Origin of the sequence: Streptomyces calvus (assembly GCF_006782915.1) — a bacterium.
Taxonomy (GTDB): Bacteria; Actinomycetota; Actinomycetes; order Streptomycetales; family Streptomycetaceae; genus Streptomyces; species Streptomyces calvus.
In genome coordinates, this window is sequence record NZ_VCNP01000016.1 from 14,945 (window position 1) to 33,019 (window position 18,075).

10 protein-coding genes are annotated in these 18,075 nt (G+C 74.3%); 3 read left to right on the plus strand and 7 right to left on the minus strand.

The window, feature by feature from the left end:
• Positions 1 to 54 precede the first annotated feature (54 nt).
• On the plus strand, positions 55 to 4,053 hold the full coding sequence (gene eccCa, locus FGW31_RS07620) for a type VII secretion protein EccCa (RefSeq protein ID WP_142192608.1): 3,999 nt from the start codon (positions 55 to 57) through the stop codon (positions 4,051 to 4,053).
• A 233-nt stretch (positions 4,054 to 4,286) separates the two neighbouring features.
• Here eccCa and FGW31_RS07625 read toward each other — a convergent pair whose 3' ends face one another.
• The 4 genes from FGW31_RS07625 to FGW31_RS07640 form a co-directional block, all read right to left on the minus strand.
• Positions 4,287 to 5,534 (minus strand): S8 family serine peptidase, encoded by a 1,248-nt coding sequence (locus FGW31_RS07625; RefSeq protein ID WP_142192609.1) that lies wholly within the window; start codon positions 5,532 to 5,534, stop codon positions 4,287 to 4,289.
• On the minus strand, positions 5,531 to 8,851 hold the full coding sequence (locus tag FGW31_RS07630) for a right-handed parallel beta-helix repeat-containing protein (protein WP_142192610.1): 3,321 nt from the start codon (positions 8,849 to 8,851) through the stop codon (positions 5,531 to 5,533). The genes FGW31_RS07625 and FGW31_RS07630 overlap by 4 nt, the downstream gene beginning before the upstream one ends.
• A 143-nt stretch (positions 8,852 to 8,994) precedes the next feature.
• Complete coding sequence (locus tag FGW31_RS07635) at positions 8,995 to 10,245, minus strand: ricin-type beta-trefoil lectin domain protein (protein ID WP_182675079.1); 1,251 nt, start codon at positions 10,243 to 10,245, stop codon at positions 8,995 to 8,997.
• Positions 10,242 to 11,075: a type VII secretion system-associated protein gene (locus FGW31_RS07640; protein WP_182675077.1), complete on the minus strand. Its 834-nt coding sequence runs from the start codon at positions 11,073 to 11,075 to the stop codon at positions 10,242 to 10,244. Before FGW31_RS07640 ends, FGW31_RS07635 begins: the two co-directional genes overlap by 4 nt.
• A gap of 510 nt (positions 11,076 to 11,585) precedes the next feature.
• On the opposite strand from FGW31_RS07640, the gene FGW31_RS07645 reads away from it, so the two are divergent.
• On the plus strand, positions 11,586 to 12,638 hold the full coding sequence (locus FGW31_RS07645) for a mannose-binding protein (RefSeq protein WP_142192611.1): 1,053 nt from the start codon (positions 11,586 to 11,588) through the stop codon (positions 12,636 to 12,638).
• 176 nt (positions 12,639 to 12,814) lie between these two features.
• Here FGW31_RS07645 and FGW31_RS07650 read toward each other — a convergent pair whose 3' ends face one another.
• Positions 12,815 to 14,026: an MFS transporter gene (locus FGW31_RS07650; RefSeq protein ID WP_142192612.1), complete on the minus strand. Its 1,212-nt coding sequence runs from the start codon at positions 14,024 to 14,026 to the stop codon at positions 12,815 to 12,817.
• Positions 14,027 to 14,178: 152 nt separating this feature from the next.
• On the opposite strand from FGW31_RS07650, the gene FGW31_RS07655 reads away from it, so the two are divergent.
• Complete coding sequence (locus FGW31_RS07655; RefSeq protein WP_142192613.1) at positions 14,179 to 15,219, plus strand: zinc-binding alcohol dehydrogenase family protein; 1,041 nt, start codon at positions 14,179 to 14,181, stop codon at positions 15,217 to 15,219.
• Positions 15,220 to 15,237: 18 nt separating this feature from the next.
• Here the strand turns inward: FGW31_RS07655 and FGW31_RS07660 are convergent, their stop codons facing one another.
• Positions 15,238 to 15,591 (minus strand): winged helix-turn-helix transcriptional regulator, encoded by a 354-nt coding sequence (locus FGW31_RS07660; RefSeq protein WP_233452436.1) that lies wholly within the window; start codon positions 15,589 to 15,591, stop codon positions 15,238 to 15,240.
• 190 nt (positions 15,592 to 15,781) lie between these two features.
• Positions 15,782 to 17,353 carry a LamG domain-containing protein gene (locus FGW31_RS07665; RefSeq protein ID WP_259396571.1) on the minus strand — a complete coding sequence of 524 codons (1,572 nt, stop codon included), beginning with the start codon at positions 17,351 to 17,353 and terminating at the stop codon, positions 15,782 to 15,784.
• Between the last annotated feature and the right edge of the window lie 722 nt (positions 17,354 to 18,075).

Below are 18,075 nucleotides of genomic sequence, written 5' to 3' on the forward strand. Positions count from 1 at the left end.
TGTTCCTTGAGTGTGGTGTTGTTTCGCCGGCCGGCCCGCAGGCGCGGACCGGAGATGCCCGAGGGGCAATTGACCCTCCAGGAGCCGCCGGTCCTCGCGGAGACGGTGCCCGACACCTCGGCGATATGGACATATCTGCCGATGGCGCTGATGTCGGTGTCGATGATGCTGATGTTCCTGCGCCCCGGCGGCGGGAACGGCGTCTTCATGTATCTGGCGATGGGCGTCATGGCGCTCTCCGCCGGTGCCATGCTGCTGGGGCAGCTGATGCGCCGCTCCAGCGAGCGCAAGCAGCGGCTGAAGGGCGAACGCCGCGACTACCTCCGCTATCTGGCCCAGACCCGCAAGCGGGTCCGCGCCACCATCACGGAGCAGCAGCGCGCACTGGCCTGGCGCCACCCCGAGCCCGCCTCGCTGCGCTCGCTGGCCCGCACCTCGCGGCTGTGGGAACGGCGGCCCGCCGACGAGGACTTCGGCGAGGTCCGGCTCGCCGTCGGCGAGCAGCAGCTGGCGCTGACCCTGACCCCGGTCTCCACCCGGCCGGTGGAGGACCTCGAACCGCTCTGCGCGCACGCCCTGCGCCGCTTCGTCCGCGCCTACTCCACCATTCCCGAGCAGCCGCTCGGCCTGTACCTGCGGTCCTCGGCCCGGGTCATGCTGCGCCCGGAGGAGGCCGACGAGGAGCACACCGGGCCCGGCGCCCGGCCGGCCGGGGACGACGGCACGGCCGCGGGCGAGGACGCCACCGAGCCCGTACGCGCCCTGGTGCGTGCCGTGCTCGCCCAGCTCGCGGTGTTCCACGCCCCGGAGGAGCTGTGGATCGCCCTGTGCGTCAGCGACGAGCGGCGGCCCGACTGGGAGTGGGTCAAGTGGCTGCCGCACGCGCTGCACCCGCACGAGGAGGACGGCGCCGGCCAGGTCCGCCGGATCACCGCCGACCTCACCGAGCTGGACGACCTGCTCGGCGCCGAGTTCGCCGAGCGTCCCGGCTTCGACCCGGACGCCCGGCCCGGCCGTGACGAGCCGTACACGGTGGTCGTCCTGGACGGCGTCACCGTCCCCGAGGGGCACCGCTGGGAGGGGCACGGCTACCGCAACGCGCTGGCCCTGGACGTGTCCGGGGCGCTGCGCTGGCGGCCCGGCCGCAACACGCTGCGGCTGACCGTCGGCCCGGACCGGGTGAACCTGGTGCGCACCGACCGCAGCCGCAAGGAGCGCACCGTGCCGCTCGGCCGGCCGGACCGGCTCGGCCCGCTCGGCGCGGAGTCGCTGGCCCGGCTGCTCAGCCCGCGCCGGATCAGCCTGGGCACCGACATCTCGCAGCCGCTGGACACCGACGTCGAGCTGACCACCCTGCTCGGCATTCCCGACCTGCACCGGCACGACCCGCGCGCCCTGTTCGCGCGGAACACCGGCTCCGCCCGGCTGCGGGTGCCGATCGCGGTCGGTGTGGACGGCCGGCCGGTCGAGCTCGACATCAAGGAGTCCGCGCAGGGCGGCATGGGCCCGCACGGCATGCTGATCGGCGCCACCGGCTCCGGCAAGAGCGAGCTGCTGCGCACCCTGGTCCTCGGCCTGGCCCTGACCAACTCCTCGGAGACCCTCAACTTCGTCCTCGTCGACTTCAAGGGCGGCGCCACCTTCCTCGGCCTGGAGGAGCTTCCGCACACCTCCGCCGTCATCACCAACCTCGCCGACGAGGTCGCCCTGGTGGAGCGCATGCAGGACGCCCTGCACGGTGAGCTGATCCGCCGGCAGGAGCTGCTGCGGGCGGCCGGCAACTACACCTCCGCGCTGGAGTACGAGCGGGCCCGCGCCGCCGGGGCCGACCTGGCGCCGCTGCCGAGCCTGTTCGTGGTGGTCGACGAGTTCAGCGAACTGCTGTCCGCGCACCGCGAGTTCATGGACCTGTTCGTGATGATCGGCCGCCTCGGCCGGTCGCTCGGTGTGCATCTGCTGCTCGCCTCGCAGCGCCTGGACGAGGGGCGCATGCACCAGCTGGAGAGCCACCTGTCGTACCGCATCGGCCTGCGGACCTTCTCCGCGATGGAGAGCCGCGGTGTGCTGGGCGTGCCGGACGCCTACGAGCTGCCGGCGCAGCCGGGCAGCGGCTATCTGAAGTCCGGTGTGGAGTCGCTGACCCGGTTCCGCGCCGCCTACTCGTCCGGCACCTACCGGCGCCGCACCGGCGCGGTGGTGCAGGCGCGGGTGGCCAGCCAGGTGGTGCCGTGGACGAGCGGCTGGGTGGTGCCGCGCACGCTGGACGCCGCCCCGGAGCCGGAGCCGGAGACCGAGGAGAGCGGCGACGAGGAGACGCTGCTCGACGTGGCCCTGGAGCGGCTGCGGGACTCCGGTCCCGACGCCCACCAGGTGTGGCTGCCGCCGCTGGACGAGCCTTCGCCGCTGGACGCCCTGCTGCCCGGTATCGCGCCCGACCCGGAGCGCGGGCTGACCGCCGCCGGCTGGCCGGGCACGGGCCGGCTGCGGGTGCCGGTCGGTCTGGTGGACAAGCCGTTCGAGCAGCGCCGTGACCCGCTGGTCGTGGACCTCTCCGGCGCGGGCGGGCACGTCGCCATCGCGGGCGGTTCGCAGAGCGGCAAGTCCACGCTGGCCCGCACCCTGATCGCCGCGCTGGCGCTGACCCACACCCCCGCCGAGATCCAGTTCTACTGCCTGGACTTCGGCGGCGGCGGTCTGTCCCAGCTGGCCGCGCTGCCGCACGTCGGCGGGGTCGCGGCGCGGCTCAACCCGGAGCGGGTGCACCGGGCCGTCGCCGAGGTGATGACGCTGCTCGCCCGCCGTGAGCAGTTCTTCGTGGACCACACCATCGACTCCATGCAGTCCTACCGCCGCCGGCGGGCCGCCGGGGAGTTCCCCGACGAGCCGTTCGGCGACGTGTTCATGGTGGTCGACGGCTGGTCCACGGTCCGCCAGGACTACGACGACCTGATCACCAAGTTCAACGAGATCGCCGTGCGGGGCCTCAACTACGGCATCCACCTGCTCGTCACCACCACCCGCTGGGTGGAGTTGTCCGCGCAGGTCCGTGACCAGGCCGCCACCCGCCTGGAGTTGCGGATGGGTGACCCGATGGACTCCGAGATCGACACCCGCAAGGCCCGTTCGGTGCCGCGCAGCGGCGGCCGGGGCATCACCGCGGACAGCAAGATGCACTTCCTCGCGGGCCTGCCCCGCCTGGACGGCAGCGGTTCCCTCGACGACCTCGGCGACGGCGTCGCCCACCTGGTCTCCGAGGTCGCCCAGCACTGGTCGGGCCCGTCCGCGCCGCAGGTGCGGATGCTGCCGCACCGGCTTCCGCTGGCCGAACTGCCCGCGCCGGAGCCCACCGAGGGCGGCGGCATGCGTCTCGCGCTCGGCATCGACCAGGACGCGCTGGAACCGGTCTGGCACGACTTCAGCCGCACCCCGCACCTGATCGTGGTCGGTGACACCGAGAGCGGCAAGACCAACCTGCTGCGCCGCATCACCCGGGGCATCACCGACCGCTACGCACCGAACGAGGCGAAGATCATCGCGGTGGACTACCGCCGTACGCTGGTGGAGGCCATCCCGGAGGAGTACCGGATCGGGCACGTGATCTCCCTGGACAACCTCCAGGAGACCATCGACGGCGCGGCGCGCGCGCTGAAGACGCGGGTGCCCGGCGCGGACATCGCCCCGGCGCGGATGCGCCAGTGCGACTGGTGGACCGGTCCGCGCCTGTTCATCCTCGTCGACGACTACGACATGGTCTCCGGCAGCAACTTCCAGAGCCCCTTCGAGCCGCTCTTCGAGCACCTGACGCTCGGCTTCGAGACGGGCCTGCACCTGATCGTCGCCCGCAGCGCCATGGGTGCGGGGCGCGGCCTCGGCGACGCGCTGATCCGCCGCCTCGACGAGGCCAACAACCCGGCGGTCCTGCTGTCCTGCCCGCCCACCGAGGGCCGCCTGTTCGGCAACGCCAAGCCGCTCAACCTGCCTCCGGGCCGTGCCCTGCACATCGCCCGCCGCAAGTCCCGTCTGATGCAGACGGCCCTGGTCGAGGACGCCTGACCGGCACGCCGGGAACAGGTCGGTCACGACGCCGACGGGGGTCACCCGATACGGGTGGCCCCCGTCGGCGTCACCGGCACAAGCACCGGCACAGGCACAGGCGCAGGCACTGGCACTGGCACTGGCACTGGCACTGGCACTGGCACCGTGAACGCGGTGCGGTACGTGCCCGGTTCGGCGGCGGAACGGCCGGGGGCCGGCAGGGGCGGGGCGGTACGCCGTCCCTGCCGGGGTCAGTCCCGGCCCGTACCGTCCGCCGCCGCTGCCGGGCGCCAGCCGCGGGCGCGGGCGCGCGGGATGACGAACGCGGCCCACAGGACCGCGAGGACGGCGGCGGTGCCGAGGGCGACGAAGAGGCCGGCGCGGTCGGCGGCGCGGTCGGCGGCGGAGGTGTCGCGGACGGTCACCGGTTCCGCGGCGCGGTCGGCACCGCCGGACGCGCCCGGTTCGCCGAGCACCGTGGTGACGGCGGCGTACGGGTCGAGCTGGGGGATGTCGGCGGGGTAGGCGGTGGCGGTGAGCCGGTGGGCGACGGCGTCGGCGGAGTCGTCGGGCCGGGCCGCGCGGACCACGGCGGCGGCACCGGCGGCGTAGGCGGCGGCGACCGAGGCGCCGGCGCCGAGGTAGTGGCCGTCGCCGCGCGGGCCGCCGGAGACCACGCCGGCGCCGGGCGCGGCCAGGTCGATGCCGGTGGTGGGCAGGGCGCTGTCCGGGCGGGCGCCGTTGGGCAGCATGTCGGCGACGGAGAGGACGCCGGGTTCGCCGGCCGGCCAGTAGGTGCGGGAGGGGATCTCGTCGCTGCCGGTGCGGGGCGGGTCCGGGGTGGCCGCGGCGATCACGACGGCGCCCTCGCGGCGGGCGTCGGCGACCGCGTCGGTCAGCTCCTCGTCGCGGTCGGGCAGGGCCACCGCGACGGCGATCACCGAGGCGCCGGCGTCGGTGGCGGCGCGCAGTGCCGTCGTGACCCGGTCCGCGTCGGCCCGGCCGCGTTCGTCGGTGCCGCGCAGGGCGAGGATCTTCGCGCCCGGGGCGACTCCGGCGAGGCGCGGGCTGTCCCCGCCGGTCCCGGCGATCAGCCCGGCCAGGAACGTGCCCTGTCCGACGCAGTCGTCGGCGGCGGCGCCCTGCGCGGTGACCCGGCCGTCGAGCCCGGCGGCGCCGGGGGCGACGCCGGTGCCGACGAGGGCGACGGTCACGCCGGCGCCGCTGCCGTGCCCGTGCAGCCGGTCCAGGTCGAGGCGCTGACGCGACCAGTCCTGCTTCTTCGCCGTCTCCTTGGAGGCCGGGGTGCAGGCCACCTGGTCGGCCTCCGGGTCGAGCGCGGAGGGCATGCCGGGCAGTTCCTGGCCCTTCTTGCCGTCGGCCGCCGGGAGCCGGTCGGCGGGTGCCGCGTGGGCGGTGACCGCCGGCGGGAGCAGCAGGGCGGCGGCGAGAGAGGCGCCGGACAGCAGGCGGGCGGTCCCGCGGGCGGGCGCCCTCACCGGCCGGCCGCCTTCGGCGCCGCCGCGGCCGCCACGTCCTCCGGGGTGAGGATGCGCAGGTCGTCCAGGGTGGGCGCGGCGAGCGAACTGAGCCGTCCCGCCTGCCGGGTGACCATCGACTCGACGACCTGGCGGGCCAGGCGGGCGTTGCCGAAGGAGCGGTCCCTGGGCAGCGCGTCGAAGTACTCCTTGAGCAGCGGGCCGGTGCCGGGGCCGCACTCGTAGCCCATGCTCGCGGCCTGGGAGCGCACGATGGTGACCAGTTCCTCGGAGGAGTAGTCGGCGAAGGAGATCCGGCGCGGGAAGCGGGAGGACAGGCCCGGGTTGGAGGCGAGGAAGCGCTCCATCTCGTCGGTGTAGCCGGCGACGATGACGACGACCTCGTCGCGGTGGTCCTCCATCAGCTTCAGCAGCGTGTCGACCGCCTCCTGGCCGAAGTCGGCGCCGCTGCCGCGCGGGGTGAGGGTGTACGCCTCGTCGATGAACAGCACGCCGCCGCGGGCCCGTTCGAAGACCTCGCGGGTGAGCTGGGCGGTGTGGCCGATGTAGCGGCCGACGAGGTCGGCGCGGGCCGCCTCGATCAGCTGGCCCCGCTGGAGGATGCCGAGCTGGGTGAGGATCTCGCCGTACAGGCGGGCGACGGTGGTCTTGCCGGTGCCGGGCGGTCCGGTGAAGACCAGGTGGTGGCTGAGCGAGGGCACCGGCAGTCCGGCGGCGGCGCGGTGGCGGGCGGTGGTGATGAGGTTGACCAGGTCGGCGACGTCGCGCTTGACCTCGGCCAGGCCGATCATGTCGCCGAGGCGGGTCAGCGGGTCGTCGCCCGGGGCGGCGGCCTCGGCGGCCTTCGCGGCGGCGGTGGCGGAGACGTCCTCCGGCAGCAGCAGCCGCAGGTCCCGCTCGCCGACCTGGGCCTGTCCGGCGAGCCGTACCGCCTGCCGGTCCACCATCTCCTCGAACACGCCGCGCGCGGCACGGCCGTTGCCGAACCCGGCGTCGCGCGGCATCGCCTCGAAGTGCGCGGCGAGCGCCGCCGCGGTGCCCTCACCCAGTTCGTACTGGTGCTGGGCGCACATGTTCTCCATGATCGCGACGAGTTCGGGCACGGAGTAGTTCTCGAACTCGACGGTGCGGGAGAAGCGGGACGCCAGGCCGGGGTTGGAGCCGAGGAAGGACTCCATCTCGCGGGAGTAGCCGGCCGCGACGACCACCACGTCGTCGCGGTGGTCCTCCATCAGCTTCAGCAGGGTGTCCACGGCCTCGCGGCCGAAGTCGGCGCCGCCGTTGCCGCTGTCCGCGGTGAGCGTGTACGCCTCGTCGATGAACAGCACGCCGCCGAGGGCGCGTTGGAAGGTCTCGGTGGTCTTGATGGCGGTGCCGCCGACGACCTGTGCGACCAGGTCGGCGCGGGACACCTCGACCAGGTGTCCGCTGCGCAGCGAGCCGAGTTCGGCGAGGATCGCGCCGTAGAGGCGGGCGACGGTGGTCTTGCCGGTGCCGGGCGGCCCGGCGAAGATCAGGTGGCGGCTCATCGGCGGGGCGGGCATGCCGAGTTTCTCGCGGCGCTGGGCCAGCTGGGTCAGGTTGACGAGGGTGCCCACCTGCTGTTTGACGTTCTCCAGGCCGATCAGCGCGTTGAGTGCGCCGAGCGGGCCGTCCGCGCGGTCCGGCGGGGGCGCGTCGGCGGCGCCGGAGCCGGCCGGGTCGGTGTTCTCGGCGGTGCCGCTGCCCCAGGCGTCCCGTTTGCCGTTGCCGGTGCTGTTCAGGCCCTCCACGGCGAGCCGTTCGCCGGGCGCGGTCTGCACCAGGCCGCCGCCGGTGTTCTCCCGGGCGAGGCAGTTCACCAGGGAGACGGGCGCGGTGGACTCCACGCGGAAGCCGTCCTGGGCGCCGCCGGTGGCCTCGCAGCCGCTGAGCGAGGCGAGGGCGCCGTCGCGGAGCAGGAAGCCGTGGCCCTGCGGGGCGTGCACGGCGGTGCGGTTGGCGGTGAGTTCGCCGCCGGAGGCGACGACGACGCCGTCCTCGCCGGACACTTCGATGCGGAAGTCGCGCACGGTGACGTTGCCGCCGTCCTCCACGACGAGGCCGTGGGTGGCGGTGTCGGAGACGCCGCCGCCGGCCAGGTAGAGGGTGCTGCCGGCGCCCACGCGCACGCCGGCGCCGTTCGGCCGGACGATCTCGCAGTCCTCGGCCCGGCCACGGGCGTCCTTGGTGGCCGCGATGCCGTCGCCGGAGGGCTCCACCAGCCGGGCCCTGCGCAGCAGCGGGTTGGCGCCGCCGCGTACCAGGACCGCGGGAGAACCGCCGATCACCTCCAGGCGGTCCAGTTCCGGCGCCGAGTCCTCTTCGAGGAGCAGCCCGGTGTCGTCGCAGTCGCGGACGGTGAGGCCGGTGAGGGCCGGGGAGGCGGCGCCGGCGACGCGCAGCGCGGCGCCCTGCGCGCCGTCCACCCAGCAGTCCTCGAAGGTGCCGCGCGCCCGGTCGGTGACCAGCACGCCGTGGCCGCGGGTACGCGAGACGCGGCAGCGCCGCAGCACCGGGTCGGTGCCCTGCGCCAGCGTGATGCCGTTGCCGGAGGCGCCGGTGACGCGGACGTCCTCCAGGGTCGTACGGCCCGAACTGCTCAGGTGGACGCCGGTGCTGGTGTCGTGGACGACGGTGCGCACCACCGACAGCGTGCAGTTCTGCTCCAGGGCGATGGACGGCTTGTCGGTGGAGGAGACGTCGCAGTCCTCGATGGTGCCGCGGGACTCGCCGTTGGCGAGGAGCCCGTTGCCGCGGGCGTCGCGCACGGTGCAGCCGCGCATGCGGGCCTCGCCCTGTTCGGCGAGGACCAGGCCGCTGGTGCCCAGGTGTTCGAGGGTGCAGGACTCCACGGTGGTGGGCGTGGTCGAGGTGACGACGATGCCCGCGCCCTGCGGGTTGCTGACCCGGCAGTCCCGCAGCGCGAGGGAGCCGGTGCCGCCGGCCAGCATCGCGGTCCAGGCGGCGCCGACGACCTCGCAGCCGTCGAACGCGGCCTGTCCGCGCCGCACGTCCACGGCGGGCAGCTCGGCGTCGCCGCCGCGCAGGGTGAGTTCGGACAGCATCACGGCGTCGGCGCGCAGGGCGAGCACGCTGCCCGTGCGCGGCCGGATCTCCACGGTGCCCCGCCCTTCGGCGGCGGTGAGGGTCACCCTGGTGTTGATCACCAGGTTCTCGGCGTACGTCCCGGGCCGGACGCTGATGAGCGCGCCGGTACGGGCAGCCGCGAGTGCCTCACCGATCGTCCGGTAGCGGTCCCGGTCCCCGGGACCTACCGTCAGTACCTGGCGCGACACGCACCAACCTCCTTGCCACGGCGGCGTCTACAGCGGCCGCCCCCTGGGCCGGGGGCGGGTGTCGGCGAGCCGACGGTGTCATCATGCCTCGCCGACGGGGGCGGGCCGGTGCCGGGAGGGTGCTCCCGGCCGGGGGCGTCCGGTCAGACGCTCCACTTCTGGGCGTCGGTGCCGTTGCACGTCCACAGTTGCAGCCGTACTCCGTTGCCCGTGTTGCCGTCCGCGACGTCGACGCACTTGCCGACGACGGTGTTGACCAGGTCGTGGCGTTCGTTGAGGACGAACTGCTGGGCGATGTTGCCGTTGCACCAGGTGATCTGGATGGGGGTGCCGTCGTTGAAGTTCGCGTTGGCCACGTCCAGGCACATGTTCTTGATGCGGATGGTGCCGTCGGAGGCGAACCGCCACTGCTGCGCCTCACTGTTGTTGCAGTCCCACACCCACAGTGCCTGGCCGTCACCGAAGTTCGCGTCGGGGACGTCGATGCAGCGGCCGGACAGGTGGCTGCGCAGGGCGACGGGGCCGCTGAACGTCACTCCCGACGGTGCCTGTGCGGGCCGGTCGTTGCTGTCGCCGCTCCTGGACCCGCCGCTGTCCTTCTTCTTCGGCCGGTCCTGCTGGTCGGCGTCCTTCTTCGGCTCGCTCGGCGCCTTGTCCTCGGCCGGTGCGGAGGAGGGGGCCTTCCGTGCCGGCTTCTCGGGCTCCGCGGACTTCTGCTTCTTCTCCGCGTCGGGGGAGGCGGTGTCGGGCGCGGTCACGGCGAACTCGCCGGGCGTCTCCTGTCCGTCGCCGCCGAGCACGGTTCCCGCGGCCGCCGACGAGGTACGGGGGCCGTTGTCGTCGTTGTTGCCGCCGAGCACCAGGAAGGGCACGGAGACGAGCAGTGCGCCCGCGACCGCGGCGCCGGACAGCACCGCCTTGCCCGGGCGGCCGACGGGTGCGGTGCGCTGCTCGGGCCGGTCGATGGCGGTGGCGGTCATGGTCCGTACGAGCGCGGGCAGCCGGCTCTTGGCGGCCGCGGCGGCACCGGGGTCGGTCTCGGCCTCCGCGTCGGACCGCGTACCGCCGGCCGTGCCGTTGCCGGAGCCGGCGTCGGTGTCCGTGCCGGGCGCGGCGGCGGTTCCGGTCGCGGTGTTCGCCTGCGCCGGGCCGGTGTTCGTCTCCTCGGCGGCGGTGTCCGCCTGCGCGGGGCGGGGGTTCGCCTGCGCGGGGTCGGTCTTGGCCTCGGCGGCGTCGGTGTTCGCCTGCGCGGCGTCGGTATCGGGTCCGGGCCGGGTGCCGCCGGGCTCGGGCGTGCCGGCGGCCGCGGCGGTGGCGGTCGCGGCCGCCTCCGCGCCGTCGGAAGCGGACTCCGCCCCCGGGGAGGTGGGGGGTTGCTGGGCCGAACGCGTCACGGGGTCCTCCCTGCGATGTGGGGCCGGGGTTCGGGAGAGCTGTCGGTCCGGCCGACGGTGGCGACCGCGGCCGGGGCGCCGGCACGGTCCGCCGTGCCGGCCGGGGCGCCGGGGCCGGTGTCCGCCGCCGCGTCCGCCGTGGGTGTCTCCTCGGCGTCCGGCCCGTCCGCGGCGTCGAGAACGCTGTCCGCCGGGACCAGCAAGGGGGCCGCGGCCGCGGCGTTGACCATCAGCAGGGTGCCCGATCCGCTCAGGGAACGGGCCAGTTCCCGCGTCGGCAGTGTGTCATGCCGAAGTGCCGCGGACATGAACGCGTGTGCCGGTGAGGTGAACAACAGCACCACGGGCGCCCCGTCCCGTCCGGCGGCCGTGAGCGGCGCTCCGTCCGGCCCGCTCGGCACCGTGACGTCCGCCCGGGCGAGTGCGGTGAGCGCCTCGTCGACCGTGCCGTAGCCGGTGGCGGCGCGCTGGGCTGCCGCGTCGACCGGGTCGGTGGGCTCCGGCCAGCCGAGCATCCGGGCGGAGGGCCGGTAGGCCGGGTTGGCGCGGTACTCGCCCACGCCTCCGCTCTCGTCCGACTGCCACTCCCCCACGACCGCCCACTCCGGCGGCGTGCGCTCCTCGGTCCACTCCGGGTCCACCACACCGATCCAGTGCCCGGGCGCCCTGCGGGCGGCGTCGCGCACGGCGGCGGGAACGTCGGGGGTGTCCGCGGCGTCGGGCACGGGCTGCGCGGGGGCGGGGCTTCGGAGGACGGCGGCCGTGCCCGGGCCGTCGGGCATCACGGACAGGTCGTCATGCCTGCCCTCCTGCCGTTCTGCGGGCCGCATCTCCACCTGAACTCTTGGGTCCGTACGAGGTTGTGGGTGCCGAGCGACCATGCGCGCGCACGCCGACAGTGATCGGATCGGGGAGGCTTCAGGATGCCACACCGGCCCCGCCCGTTGGGGATGGCGGCGGGTCCGTATCGGGGCGCCGACGTGCCCGTTTGCTGCCCGGGTGGGGAACGTTACGGGAGCAGTGAGGCGTCGGCGGACAAAGCGACGGAAGGACCGGGACGGCCCGGGCGGCCACCGTGGTCGCGAAGGGCTAAGTTGGGTACGCCATCGGACCGTCGGCGTACGGTGCCTTCCGGCCGGCTGTCCGGGCCGGGGCCGGCCGTACGGGAAGACCTCGCAGCCCGGAAAGGCGTCGGACCGGGCCTGCGGTCGGCATCGCGGGGGTCGCGCGGAACGCGGGCCTCGGACCAACACCCGCCGGGCCTCCCGGCTTTCGTCCGGCGCGTCCGGTGCCGGGCCCCGCCCACCACCGACAGCTCCGCCACCGAGGAGGAGTACCGCATGTCCCCCCAGCAGCAGACCCCCGGCGCGAACGCGGAGACGGCAGCCGCCCGTGAAGGGGAGGCCGGCTCCCCGCCCGCGTCCCCCGCGCCCGACGCGAACGCCCCGGCGCCGGCCGGCGCCCCCGCCGCGCGGTCCGGCACGGCTTCGACGACGCAGCCGGCGGCCGGAGCGGAGACGGCTCCCGGGGCGGAGTCCGGTTCGGCCCCCGAGAAGGAGACCGGGGGCGAGTCCGGCGCCGCTCCCGCCGCCGGGTCGAGCACCGCCCCGGCCGGAGAGGCCACCGCCGCGCCCTCCCCCGCCCGGGAGGGCCTCGCCGTCGCGGCGGCGGTCGGCACGACGCCGCCGGGCACCCGGACCGGCACCGGTGTCGACCGGGGGCGTCCCCGCAAGCCCGTCCTGGCGGGCGCGGCGATCGCCGGTGCCGCGCTGATCGCGATACCGCTGATGCTGGCCGGAGCCGGCCGGGACGACAGCCCGCCGGACACCGCGAAGGGGCTGGCGGCGGAGGGCTCCGACACCGTTCTGGACCAGAACTCGGCGCCCGCCGCCCTGGACGACTACGTGGCGGAGAAGCCCAGTTCGTCCCCGAGCAGGGAGAAGCCGAAGAAGGCCGAGCCGCCGAAGCCGGTCGCCGCCGCGCCGGCTCCGCCCGCGCCCGCGCCGCAGCCGAGCAAAACGGCCGAGAAGCCGAAGCCGAAGCCCAAGCCGAAGCCGTCGCCGAAGCCGAACTGGAGCACCGAGACCGTCTTCGCGACCAGCGTCCTGGAGGTCAACCAGGCCTGGACCACCAACCGCATCCGCATGGTGATGCAGACGGACGGCAATCTGGTCGTCTACAACGAGCACGGCAAGGCGATCTGGGCGTCCATGACCTTCGGCCGGAACCACCGGGCGATCTTCCAGCACGACGGCAACCTCGTCATCCACAACGGCGAGGACCGCCCCATCTGGGGCGCGGGCAGCTACGGCCACGAAGGCGCCCGACTCGTCCTGCGGGCCGACGCGAAGGTCGTCGTCGTGCACAACGGCAACGTCGTCTGGTCGACCTGACGGACCGCGGCGGGCGGTGCCCCCACCTGCCGCCGTGTCACGGCCCCACGGGGGTGCGCGACGGGTTCCACAGCCCGTCGCGCACCCCCGTCGGCCGTTGTGTGCTCCGCCACCGGCCGCGGACAAGGACTTCGAGGCGCCGTGAACGTCGGACGGTCCGGACGGGCGGCCGAGGGTCAGGTCCGGCGCGGCTGCAGCACGCCGGCCAGCAGCAGGACGAGCAGCCCGGCGAGCGGCACCACGAGCAGGCCCGCGCGCAGGCCGGCCTCGTCGGCGACGAGGCCGACGACGGGCGGGGAGAGGAGGAAGCCGAGGCGCATCAGCCAGGAGACGATCGTCAGACCGGATCCGGGTTCGAGGCCGGGCAGTTCGTCGGCCTCGTGCATCGCCGCGGGTACGAGGGTCGCCACGCCGAAGCCCGCCGCGGCGAAGCCGAGGACGGTGCCCGGCACGGTCGGCACGGCCAGTGCCAGACCCATGCCGAACGCGGCGATCAGCCCGCCGGCGCGGGCCACCTGCCGCTGCCCGAAGCGGTCCACGAGCCGGTCGCCGATCAGCCGGCCGACGAACTGCGCTCCGACCAGCGCGATGAAGCCGGACGCCGCCAGGGTCGCCGAGGCGCGCAGGGAGTCGGAGAGGTACAGCGCGGCCCAGGAGTTGCCGGCGTCCTCGACGAGGGTGCCGGCAGTGGCGATGAGGACGAGCGCGGCCAGCACGTACGCGGTGCGGCGCGGCGCGGTCCCGTTGCGGTCGTGCGGCGCGTCGCGGCCCGGGGTGCCGTCCTCCTGCGCAGCCGGTTCGGTGTCGGGTCCGGGCAGGCAGTAGCGCAGGGCGACGCAGGCGGCGATCCCGAAGAGGACGCCGGAGACGAGCAGGTGCTGCCCTCGGGACAGGTCGAGTGCGATGGCGCCGGCGGCCATGGCTCCGCCGGTGACGGCGCCGACGGACCAGATGGCGTGCAGGGAGTTGATGATGCTGCGTCCGTAGCGGCGCTGCACCCGCAGGCCGTGGGCGTTCTGGGCGACATCGGTGATCGCGTCCATCGCTCCGGCCAGGAACAGCGCGGCCGCGAACGCGGCGACCAAGTCGGCCAGGCCCGCGGCGAGGGCTCCGGCGCCCGTCAGCAGGGTGCCGGCGACCGCGACGCGTGCCGATCCGAGCCGGCGGACGAGCACGCCCGCGGCCAGTCCGGCCGCGATGGCGCCCGTCGGGAACGCCGCGACGGCCAGGCCGTAGGCGGCGTTGCCGATGCCGAGGTCCGCCTTGATCTGCGGATACCGGGGCAGCAGGTTCGCGAACAGCGCGCCGTTGGTGAGGAACAGCACGGCGACGGCGGCCCGGGCCTGCCGGTCGGCCCGGGTGGGCCGCGCCAGTACGTCAACAGTCATGCGGCAGAGCCTACCGGTGGAGCGTACGGTCGTACACTCCCTTCTTTCCTGCATGCTTCCCCAAGGGAAGTAATTCCCCTTGCGGGTTACCACCCTCCTGGTCCTACGGTGCGATCAGCACGTCACGACCACCAGATGCGGAGTCCTTCCCGATGAGCGGAACGCAGAACCCGACGATGCCCGCGGTCGCCTACCGCAAGAGCCTGCCCGTCGAGGACGCCGAGAGCCTCCTCGACGTCGAACTGCCCGTGCCCACCCCGGGCCCCCGTGACCTGCTGGTCCGGGTCGAGGCCGTCGCCGTCAACCCGGTCGACTACAAGGTCCGGCGGAACAACGACCCCGGCGGCGAACCGCGCGTGCTGGGCTGGGACGCGGCCGGCACCGTCGTCGCCGTCGGCGACGAGGTCGAGCTGTTCCGGGTCGGCGACGAGGTCTACTACGCCGGCGCGCTCGACCGCCCCGGCAGCAACTCCCGCTTCCACGCGGTCGACGAGCGCATCGCCGCCCGCAAGCCCGCGTCGCTCTCCTTCACGCAGGCGGCGGCGCTGCCGCTGACCTCGCTGACCGCATGGGAGGGCCTCTTCGAGCGCCTGGGCCTGCACGAGGGAGCCATGGACCGGACCGGCACCCTCCTGGTCACCGCGGCGGCCGGCGGCGTCGGCGCCATGGTCGCGCAGCTCGCCCGCGCCCTGACCAGCCTCACGGTCGTCGGCACCGCCTCACGGCCGGAGACCGTCGAGTTCGCCCGCCGGATGGGCGTCGCCCACACCGTCGACCACCACCAGCCGCTCGCCGAGCAGGTGGCGCGCATCGCCCCGGACGGCGTCGACCACGTCTTCAGCACCATCGGCACCGACCGGAACCTGGCCGCCTACGCCGACATCCTCAAGCCCTTCGGCGGCGTCGTCGCCATCGACGACTTCGGGCCCGTCGAGATCGGGCTGCTCAAGGGCAAGAGCATCTCCTTCCACTGGGAGCTGATGTTCACCCGCTCCCTGCACGGCACGCCCGACCTGGCCAAGCAGCACCACATCCTCACCCAGGTCGCGCGCCTCGTCGACGCCGGGATCCTCACCAGCACGGCCACCACCGACCTCGGCACCGTCAACGCGGCCAACCTGCGCGAGGCCCACCGCATCCTCGAGTCCGGCACCGCCATCGGCAAGATCACCCTCACCGGCTTCGCGGACTGACCGGGCCGGCGCCGGGCGTCACACCGGGATCTCGTCCAGGTGGTCCTCGACCCAGGTGCGCAGCTGCGCCAGCGGCTGCGCGACGCCGCGGCCGAGCGGGGTGAGCTCGTACTCCACGTGGAGGGGGACGGCGGGATAGACCGTCCGGTTCACGAACCCCTTCTCCTCCAGCCGGCGCAGGGTGTTGGTCAGCACCTTCGGACTGACGCCCTCCAGGCGGCGCTGCAGCGCGCCGAACCGCCGCGGGCCCTCCTCCAGCGCGCCGATCGCCAGCGCCGACCACTTGTTGGCCAGCAGGTCCAGCACGTCCCGGCACGGGCACTGCGCCGCGTACACGTCGTGGTGGTCGTGCCGGTCCGTCGTACAGCTCATGACCATCGGTCGCCCGTCCCGCCTTCCGGCTCGCTCAGCCGGCGCTTCTCCATCAGTGCTTCTCTTCGTTGCTTCCCTCTGGGAAGCAACTTCCTTGAAGGCTACTACTACCCGGACGCAAGCAGCGGACCCGGGCGGGCTGTCGGCAGCCGGCCCGGGTCCGCGGCGGAAACGGTCGGTCAGGTGCCGGCTAGCACTCGAGGCAGGGGTTCGTCCCCCAGCCCAGGCCGCCGATCCTGCTGTCCTTCAGCGCGCCGGCGTACGCCTGCACCTCGTCGACGTCGCCGTGCAGGTACTCGCCCCAGCCGTCGCCGACCTGTCCCCGGCCGATCTGGAGGGCTCCTGAGCTGCGCCAGCCGTTCGGGACGGTCCCGGTGGCCCGGTCGTTGGTGTAGCCGTCCAAGAACAGTTTGACCGTGTCGGTGGCGTCGTCGTAGACCACGGCGAGGCGGTGGCCCGAGCCCTCGCCGCCGTCGGCCGGTTCGATGTGGGAGACGACGGTCTCGGGGGCGCCGGGCTCGTCCCGCTCCGGCATGACCAGCTGCCACTGGTGCTGCGACGGTTCGTAGCGCACCTTGAAGGCGTCGGTGTGCTCACCGGCCTGGGACAGCACGGTCATGGGGTGCGCCGGTTCGGCGTCCGCCAGCCGCACGACCACACCGAGGGTGAAGCTGTCACCGGTGTCCACCACCGGGCCCTCGGCGACCGCGTGCCCGCTCCCGCCGTCCAGCGTCAGGTGCCCGTCGCCGACCAGGGCGGGCGGCACGTAGGCGCAGTCGGGGTCCAGGTCCGGGATGCAGGTGCTGCTGGGACTGCGGTGGATGGCCGCACCGTCGCCGAGGCGAAGCGGCGCCCCGTCCGTCTGCTCCGGGCTGGCGCCGTCCGTCGCGGTCTCCAGCGACCAGTGCCCCAGCAACTCCGGTGTGCGGTACGCCATGTCGGCCACCTCCGCCGGCACCACGACCCGGTCGTGGACCCGTACGTCGCCGAGGTCGCCGTGCCAGCGCGCGTGGTACTGGTCGCCGCTGCGGGCGCGGCCGATCTGGAACGCGCCGCTCGTCCCGGTGGGCGTCGCCTCGGCGCCGGTGCCGACGGCGTGACCGTTGACGTACAGGCGGGCCGTGCCGGTCTCCGCGTCGTAGAGGCCGAGCAGGTGGGCCCACTCGCCGGTCTCCGGTGCGCCGCCCGACACGTGTGCGTCACCGAGGGCGAACGACCAGGCGGGGCCGGAGTCCCGGCTGGTCAGGCCGAGGCGGAAGGCCGCCGTCCCTCCTGCGTCCTGGCTGGCGACCGTCATGGTCCGGTCGGTCTGCGCGGGGCGCACCCAGGCGCTGACGGCGAAGGTGCCGGCGGTGTCGACGGCCGGGACGCCGGGTGTGAGGTAGGCGTGGCTGCTGCCGTTGAGCGCGGCGGTCGCGCCGGTGTCGGCGCCGCGGGGCGCCGGGCCGCCGAAGGTCACGCCGGAGCCGGCGCGCGCGGCGGTGCCCGCCTCGGCGGCGGCACCGGTGGAACCGGCGGGGTCGTCGAGCTTCCAGTGGGCGACGGGCGCGCGCCCGTCCTTCACACGGAACCAGTACGTGGTGGTCGGGCTGCTGCGGCCGGAGCGGTCGACGGCACGGACGCTCAGGTAGTCCGGGCGGCCCTCCAGCGGCAGGAACCGGATGGTGGCCGGTCCGCCGGGCTCGTCGGGCCGGGCGGTTCCGTAGGGGCCGCCGATGAAGTTGTAGCGGTACTCGACGACGTCCGGTGACGGCGAGTCCATGGTGAAGCTGCCGTACACGCCGACGCCGTCGGAGATCTCGTCCTCCGGGTAGTCGGGCGAGGTGACGACGGGCCGGTCCGGGCTGACGTCGTCGACCACGAACTCGCAGACGTGTCCGTCGCCTTCGGAGCTCCAGGCGGAGGTCGTCGTGCCGTCGTTCGCGCGGACGTGCCACGACACCACGGTGTTCGCCGGGACGTCCTCCGGCATCCGCCACTGCTGCGGCGAGCCCGACAGCGTCTCGTACGACGTGTACGTGCGGCGCTGCTCGCTGCCCGCCGCGTCGGTCCACCACGCCTCGAACTCGCCCTTGACCAGGTTGGCCTCGGCGGGCTGGTTGTCCTCCTCCGGGTCGTTGAGGACGGCGCGCAGGGTCGGCGGCGTCGACACGTACGGCCGGTCCTCACCCGAGGCGCAGGCCTTGGAGCCCGTCGTGAGGTCCTGCACCAGCGGCTGCACGGGCGGCAGGTTCTCCGCCGCGTACGCGGTTCCGGACAGTCCCGCGCCCGCCGCCGCGATCACCGCGGCGCAGCACACGGCCGTCACGCGTACCGCACCGGTTCTTCGTCTTCGTCTCAACTGGCCCCACCCTGTTCGTCGTTGATGCCACTGATGGCGTTGATGCCCACGGATCGCGTGAGCCGCATGACGCTAACAGAGGGGACGGACACGGTCGAAGCGCTTTCCGACCTGCTCCGCCCGGTGCGGGTCTTCCGTGGTTC